Genomic DNA, 456 nt, shown 5'->3' with positions numbered 1-456 from the left:
GTTACTCTATTTATGGTCAGGTAGGGGCAATTCAAGTAATTAATCAAGGAAGCAGTGCCTCTTATGAAGTAGGTCTTCGCTTTACAATGTGGGATGGAGATGCAAATGGTCAAATGCCACAAGCATACCGTATTCCAATCGTAGCAAACGAACTCTTCAAACTATACTTTGAAGGCGATGCCGCTCATGTTTGGAATTATTTAAACGATGGAGTCAAAAAAGGCAGTGATATTCCTGAAGACTTTACTGCTAATGGTAGAAAAGTACATGTTACTGTAAGTATTAATTCAGGGGCTCTCTCTCTTCAAGTAGGTCCTAAAAAATAAAAATTAATGATCAAGGAGAAAACTGTTTCCTTGGTCATTTTTAATAATTATATCTAGTAGAAGACAGAGATTTTATGTACCCCTACTTTAAGATGTTAATCCAGAAAATGGCCCGATTGTTGAATAAGAA

At 36.2% G+C, this 456-nt stretch carries 1 protein-coding gene; it reads left to right on the top strand.

Going from position 1 to position 456, the window contains the following annotated elements; translation table 11 throughout:
* Positions 1-326 (top strand): hypothetical protein (locus QYB95_RS19130; protein ID WP_301139947.1); only part of this gene is annotated, 326 nt, incomplete at its 5' end.
* Positions 327-456 lie beyond the last annotated feature (130 nt).

The organism is Ureibacillus aquaedulcis, assembly GCF_030418165.1.
Classification (GTDB): Bacteria; Bacillota; Bacilli; order Bacillales_A; family Planococcaceae; genus Ureibacillus; species Ureibacillus aquaedulcis.
The sequence above is the reverse complement of the archived record's forward strand: the minus strand, read 5'-3'. Positions and strand labels throughout refer to the sequence as shown.